The 7,231-nt window shown below is 44.7% G+C and carries 5 protein-coding genes; 2 read left to right on the forward strand and 3 right to left on the reverse strand.

Annotated elements, in window-relative coordinates; translation table 11 throughout:
- Positions 1–125 precede the first annotated feature (125 nt).
- Positions 126–1,763, forward strand: coding sequence for a glycoside hydrolase family 10-like protein (locus tag HMPREF0645_RS06665; RefSeq protein ID WP_007174160.1), 1,638 nt, complete (start codon positions 126–128; stop codon positions 1,761–1,763).
- A gap of 23 nt (positions 1,764–1,786) precedes the next feature.
- Here HMPREF0645_RS06665 and cdd read toward each other — a convergent pair whose 3' ends face one another.
- The 3 genes from cdd to HMPREF0645_RS06680 all read right to left on the reverse strand — a co-directional run bounded on the left by cdd (position 1,787) and on the right by HMPREF0645_RS06680 (position 6,211).
- Positions 1,787–2,290: a cytidine deaminase gene (cdd, locus tag HMPREF0645_RS06670; protein ID WP_007174161.1), complete on the reverse strand. Its 504-nt coding sequence runs from the start codon at positions 2,288–2,290 to the stop codon at positions 1,787–1,789.
- A gap of 59 nt (positions 2,291–2,349) precedes the next feature.
- On the reverse strand, positions 2,350–3,798 hold the full coding sequence (locus HMPREF0645_RS06675) for a right-handed parallel beta-helix repeat-containing protein (RefSeq protein ID WP_007174162.1): 1,449 nt from the start codon (positions 3,796–3,798) through the stop codon (positions 2,350–2,352).
- Between the two features lie 100 nt (positions 3,799–3,898).
- Complete coding sequence (locus HMPREF0645_RS06680; protein ID WP_007174163.1) at positions 3,899–6,211, reverse strand: transglycosylase domain-containing protein; 2,313 nt, start codon at positions 6,209–6,211, stop codon at positions 3,899–3,901.
- Positions 6,212–6,326: 115 nt separating this feature from the next.
- Here HMPREF0645_RS06680 and pyrB point away from each other — a divergent pair.
- The coding region (gene pyrB / locus HMPREF0645_RS06685; protein WP_007174164.1) for an aspartate carbamoyltransferase at positions 6,327–7,231 on the forward strand (905 nt) is incomplete at its 3' end.

Here is a 7,231-nt window from a genome sequence, read left to right on the forward strand (position 1 = left end):
GCCACACTCCCGCAATTTCATCGCCAAGGCAACAGGTAGAAAGCCTATCTATCATTTGCAAAAGTAATGTTTATTTTTGAAATAACGAAAAAATATAACTATCTTTGTAAACAAATTGTATTCAAATGAACAGACGCTTTGTCATCACATTATATATATTTTTTTCATGGATTACCCTTCTTGCCCAATCCGGCGTTACCCCCAAGCATGAAGTTCGTGCTGTATGGCTAACCACTATCGGAGGGTTGGACTGGCCACACAACTACGCCAGAAACCAATATGGGATTGAGAAACAGAAAAGCGAACTCCGCACCCTTTTGGATCTTTATCAGCGAGCCGGCATTAATACTATCCTTATGCAGACACGCGTGAGAGGCACAACTATCTACCCTTCTCGGCTTGAGCCTTGGGATGGTTGCCTGAGTGGCAATCCAGGGCAATCGCCGGGATACGATGCCCTTCAGTTTGCCATAGACGAGTGCCACAAACGTGGAATGGAGTTCCATGCGTGGGTCGTCACCATTCCTGTGGGCAAATGGAACAAACTCGGATGCCAACGGCTGAGAAGGAAACACCCTTCTCTCATCAAGAAAATTGGTCCTGACGGATATATGAACCCCGAAGACCCACGCACGGCATCGTATCTTGCAGATATATGTGACGAAATAACCCAAAACTACGATATAGACGGCATTCATCTCGATTACATCCGTTATCCGGAGACTTGGAAAATCAGGATATCGCGTGATCAAGGCAGGAGAAATATCACCAACATTGTCAGTGCCATCCACAACAAGGTGAAACTTCGCAAGCCATGGGTTAAAATCAGTTGCTCACCGATTGGCAAGTTCAACGACCTGAGCCGATACTGGAGTCATGGCTGGAATGCCTATACGAAGGTTTGTCAGGACGCACAAGGCTGGTTGCGCAACGGTTTGATGGATCAGCTCTACCCCATGATGTATTTCCGCAACGACCAGTTCTTCCCCTTTGCCATTGATTGGGCAGAACAAAGCCATGGCAGGACGGTGGCTCCAGGGCTGGGCATTTATTTCCTCAATCCAAGGGAAGGTAACTGGAAACTCAGTGACATCACTCGTGAACTTCATGTTTTGCGCCAATACAGATTAGGACAAGCCTATTTCAGGGGCAAATTCCTCACTGACAACGATCAGGGCATCTACGATTTCGTTTCTCAATTCAATCGCTCTCCCGCACTCGTTCCGCCAATAACATGGAGCGGTCAGCCCGAGCCACAAGCACCGAGCCATATCGACCTGTATAAAGACGGGATGAAATGGGACGGCAGTACTCCTTATTATAATATATACAGTAGTAGGACATGGCCTGTGGACACGGACAATCCCGAGAATCTTATTGCCATCCGCCGCAAGGGGACCAGCCTGTCCATACAGACCGGAAACCGTTACTTTGCCATAACAGGAATGGATAGATATGGGAAAGAGAGCAGTGCCCGACAGAGTCATAATATTCCTGAAGTCAAAACTATAGATGTTCCTTTGCTCAAGTGCAATGGAACATGGCTCACACTTCCACCCAAAGATAAAGGCTTGGATGCCAAGCTTTTGGTTGTTGAAACTTTACAAGGTTCTGTGATTGCAACCCGAACCTATCAGGAGAAATCTGTTAACGTTTCAAACATTCCCAATGGCTTTTATGTCCTCAAATCACTTGGGCGCAAAGGGGTAACACATCGACTTGGCTTCTTTACAGTCAAGAGAAACCTCCCTACACATTTCTAATGCCAATTAGTCTCATCACAGCATCATACTTCCATGTCAGTATCTTCAAACGACAAGGGAAGCAAATCTTTCACACTCTTAATTTTATAAACCCCTTCCTTCCCATAGAGCAGGATTTCTATAGGCTTTCCATATCTGCTCTCTATTTCGAGTATCACTTGGCGGCAAGATCCACACGGTGTTATCGGAGCACTAAGCAAACCGGTGTTGTTCCTTGCGGCCACAGCTAACATTCTTACGGGCTGGTCAGGACGATTGGCTTGAGCTGAGAACAGCGCAGTTCGCTCTGCACACAAACCCGATGGAAATGCTGCATTTTCCTGATTAGCTCCAATAAACACCTCACCATTGTTAAGCAAAACAGCTGCCCCTACATAGAAACGACTGTATTTTGCATATGAGTTTTGAGTTGCATCGATAGCCCGTTGCACCAAATTACGCTCCTCTTCGCTCAGTTCTTCTAAAGAACAGCGCTCCATGTCTATTTCTATCTTGATACGCTCCATAATCTCTGTGTTTTGATTCATATAATCCCTCAACAAATGCTGTTAAAACAAGCATAACATGTGGGTGTTGTTTTATAATTTTATGGTTTTACATATTCATAGGCTCCAATATCCGGAAGCCTGTCTCTCATTTTTCCATGGCGATCCTTTGGGCAGGCTGACAATGCGTTGGCCTTATCTATAGCCAGCGATACACTGTCAAGTCGAAAGTCATATCGCAAACTATCGTTATCGATACGCACAAAATGTTTATCACCACTATTCAATGTGTCCTTGACATCCTCATAGATCACCTTGTTAAAATTCACGCTGTCCGCTGTTGTCACCCTGGGCGTACGTATGATGCTATATGAAAAGTTGTAATTAAACTTTGTCGTTGAGTCTTTCCTCTCACCCATCAACTGATCGTCGGCATACCCGGTCACCAGCGTATTGGCTACAGTCAGGTTCAGGAGCGGATATTTGTTGGAGAAGCGCAAAGCCACACCACGTTTGGAATCGAATGGATAAAACTGTGCCAACGTGCAGTTGTTCATCTCCACATCTCCTCCATCCACACGCATACAGTCACCAAGCGTATTAGTTATCTGCGTGTTATATATGACCATTTTTGCATAAGAGGCCTGTAACCCATAGCCCTGACAGTTGTGAATGGTTACATTTCCCATCGTCAGTTTCCGACTTGACACATCAGTAGAATCGATCACAACACCGTTGTAAGTGCTGTGAATATCGGTATATTTCAACTCATTTTCTGTCGATGAATTAAAAAATCGTATTCCCTGCCACTGACCGGGCACAAAATCATAGGGCAAATAATCAAACATCCTGTCTATCCTGTCACCACGTAACACCACGTTGTTTGAAGCGGTGCCCAATGTTCTCAATCGGCCATACACATTGATTCCGGCATCATGATGAAAATACAATGTGGTTCCGGCAGCTATACTCAAAGTTGCCGCACTGTCAACTCTAATTCCTCCATAGATGACCATAGGCCTTCCATCCGTCGACAACGTGGAGTCGCGATCGATCCTTACATTCCTCAGCAGCGTCGCGTCCCACGAATAGGCCTGAAGACTTACGCGTTGCTCCACTCCACTTTCCAACGTGAAGACAAGCTGATCCTCATTCAGACTTGGCGTGTCCATGAAGTTAGAAGGAGAGGTCAGTTCTATAAAAACTCGTATACTATCTTGCTTCCTCACTTCCACATCAGTTGTCGAATAACCTTGAGCTTCACCAAGGTAGGTGCCGTCCACATTCACCCGAAAGCCCGATTCTGCGCCGCGCTCCAGCCTAACCGACCGACATCGCAGCCCATCGCCAGAATTGTTGTACACCCAGAGCGAGCGCATAGCCGACGGCACATTGCTGAATACAGTGTCAAGCTTCACCGTGTCAGCGGAAAAACTTAACAAGTTGGATGACGAACTCGTGAAACTGTCATCGTCAGCACAAGAATTCATGGCTCCAATAAACATGCATGCCGTCACCACCTTCAAATACAAATGCTTAGCCTTTATCATTAAATTATCAACGTGGATTCCGCCGCTTTATTATACACTACAGCCTCTTGTTCGGTTTTATCCTCCCTGACTATTGTCTGTCATGCACTACCGAACAGTTTTATTCATATACTTCATCTATGTCAAACTCTCCAGTTGGATCTTCGTCTTTGGCACATGGATCAAACTCTTCCGGGATATCAAATACCGACATGGAATTATAGGGGAGACTGGGATCTTTGTAGACTTTCTTCATATAGTAGGCCCAAATTGGCAGAGCCATTGTGGCTCCCTGTCCCATGCGCATTGAGTCGAAGTGTATGTCGCGGTCTTCACCTCCTACCCAAACTCCGCTGACAAGCTGAGGAGTGAACCCCATAAACCATGCATCGGAATTCCTGTTGGTCGTCCCGGTTTTTCCACCAATTTCACCTTCTATATTATAACGGTGACGAATACGACCGGCTGTACCTTCGTCCACGACTGCCATTAACTCCACCAACATCTTATATGCACTTGAAGAACTAATAACCTCATTCATTCGGGGTTGGAATTGGGTGATTATATTCCCGTCGTTGTCTTCAATCTTGGAAACAAAGAGGGGGGCTATACGTATGCCGTTGTTGGCAAATACGGTATAGGCACTGACCATTTCGGCCACCGAAACCTCACAAGGACCAAGGCAGAGTGACATCGATGGGTAAATATCGGGATTGTCGATTCCAAATTTATGAAGAATACTAACAAACTGACGTGGGTTCAATCTGCTCATTAAATATGCTGAAATCCAGTTGTTAGACTGTGCCAAGCCCCACTTAAGTGAAACCATTTGTCCATATCGGCGACGGCTTGTATTACGAGGTGTCCATGGTTTTCCTCCCACCATATACGTACGTTGAACATTTGGAACCAAATCACAAGGAGAAGCTCCATTTTCCATTGCAAGTGAATACAGGAAAGGCTTAATGGCTGAACCAACTTGTCGACGTCCTCCCATCACCATATCGTATTGGAAATGTTCAAAATCCAATCCTCCCACATAGGCTTTTACATGCCCAGTACGGGCATCCATACTCATAAAGCCGGCACGCAAGAAGGTTTTGTAGTATCGGATAGAATCAAGGGGAGTCATCACCGTATCAATGTCACCATGATAGGTAAATACAGACATGTCGGTCGGAGTGCGAAAAGCCTTTTCTATCTCCTTAGCCGAAGCCCCGGCCTGCTTCATCACCCTGTATCGCTCGCTCTGTCTTACGGACTTACCCATAATCTGTTTTACTTGCTCACGGGTGAGAGCTTCTGTAAAAGGAGCATTTCGTTTTCGTTTATTTTCTTTATTGAATGCAGGCTGTAAGAATCGAGCAACATGTCCATAGACAGATTCTTCTGCATACTTCTGCATGCGCGTGTCTATCGTCGTGAAGATTTTCAGACCATCCGTATAAACATTATAGTAACTGCCATCTTTCTTAATGTTTTTCTTACACCATCCACAGAGGGGGTCTGATGCATATGCAATAGAATCAATAACGTACTGTCGTTGATTCCATGTCGGATAATCTTTTTTATCCGGCAGATCCATCATCATGTATTGACGCAGAAACTCACGCATGTAAACGGCCAAACCATCTTTGTGGTCGGAACGATGAAAACGCAACATCACGTCTTCACGTGAATATCCATCGTAGTCGGCTTTTGACAAATATCCTGCCTTAACCATCTGACCAAGTACTATATTTCTTCTGTCCTTGCTGCGATCAGGATAACGCACCGGATTGAAGAATGACGGGTTCTTGCACAATCCAATTAACAGGGCCGCCTCATTCACGTTCAGATCCCCGGGTTCCTTGTTGAAGTAAGTGTTTGCCGCTGTTTTGATTCCTACCGCGCCGTGCAGGAAGTCGAAATAGTTAAGATAGAGTGCAATAATTTCTTCCTTGGTGAAATTTCGTTCCAGCTTAATGGCTATCACCCATTCAATAGGTTTTTGCAGCAAACGTTCAATGGTGGATTTTGCAGGAGCAGAATAGAGTTGCTTAGCCAACTGCTGTGTAATCGTACTGCCTCCGCCTGCACTCTCCTGCCTCATCACTCCGCGCTTGACTATGGCGCGTGCCAATGCTATAAAATCGATTCCGGAATGATCATAGAAGCGTTCATCCTCTGTTGCAACAAGAGCATGAACCAAATGAGGTGAAAGCTTTGAATATGAGATTGGTATGCGATTCGCTTTATTAACATTATAAGTCCCGATCACCTTGTTGTCAGACGAATAAATCAAAGACGCCGACTTGTTGATGGGGTTCTGCAGGTGCTCTATATCAGGAGAGTATCCGATGATACCAAACCAGATGAGAAAAAAGAACACCACAATTACTCCTACTGACAAGAATAAAGTTACCCACAAAAATATGATGAATGTTCGTCTCATTTTTTATACATATAATTTATGCAAAAATACCATTTTCTTTTAAATTAACATCAATAAATTGAAAATAATCAGTAACTTCGCATGTGAATTCGTAACAATCAATCATTATATCAAAATGGAAATGCATGACTTTGTAACGATTGCCGACCTATCCAAAGAGGAGATACAGTATCTTCTTGAAATGGCACAAGAGTTCGAAAAACATCCCAACCGCGAGATTCTAAAAGGTAAAGTTGTTGCTACACTTTTTTTTGAACCATCTACCCGCACACAACTAAGTTTTCAAACAGCAGCCAATCGTTTAGGCGCACGCGTCATTGGCTTTTCTGATGCCAAAACATCAAGCACTACGAAAGGAGAAACGCTAAAAGACACCATACTGATGGTAAGCAACTATGCTGATCTGATTGTTATGAGGCACTACATCGAAGGTGCTGCACGATATGCAAGCGAGGTGGCACCGGTTCCTATCGTCAATGCAGGAGACGGGGCTCACATGCACCCCTCCCAATGCCTGCTCGACCTGTACTCTATATACAAAACACAGGGAACACTGGAAAATCTCAACATCTATCTGGTTGGTGATCTCAAATATGGCAGAACCGTACACTCTCTGATTACGGCCATGAGACATTACAATCCGACATTTCATTTCATTGCGCCGGAAGAACTTGCCATGCCCCAGGAATACAGACTCTACTGTAAGAATCATGGAATCAAGTATTATGAGCATACCAAGTTTGACGAGGATGTCATTGCCGATGCCGACATTCTTTATATGACACGTGTTCAGAAGGAACGTTTTTCAGACCTTATGGAATACGAACGGGTGAAAAACGTATATATACTGCGCAATGCCATGCTCTCCCAAGCCAAACCTAACATGAAAATCATGCATCCATTGCCCCGTGTTCGCGAAATAGCATACGATGTGGACAACAACCCGCATGCCTATTACATTCAGCAAGCCAAGAACGGACTCTATGCGCGCCAAGCCATTTTCTGTCATTGCTTAGGCAT

This window comes from Hallella bergensis DSM 17361 (assembly GCF_000160535.1).
Classification (GTDB): domain Bacteria; phylum Bacteroidota; class Bacteroidia; order Bacteroidales; family Bacteroidaceae; genus Prevotella; species Prevotella bergensis.

Bases quoted from the DNA above. Each gene is read 5' to 3' on its own strand.
- HMPREF0645_RS06665 (WP_007174160.1), top strand. From the start codon at position 126: ATGAACAGACGCTTTGTCATCACATTATATATATTTTTTTCATGGATT.
- cdd (WP_007174161.1), bottom strand. From the start codon at position 2,290: ATGAATCAAAACACAGAGATTATGGAGCGTATCAAGATAGAAATAGAC.
- HMPREF0645_RS06675 (WP_007174162.1), bottom strand. From the start codon at position 3,798: ATGATAAAGGCTAAGCATTTGTATTTGAAGGTGGTGACGGCATGCATG.
- HMPREF0645_RS06680 (WP_007174163.1), bottom strand. From the start codon at position 6,211: ATGAGACGAACATTCATCATATTTTTGTGGGTAACTTTATTCTTGTCA.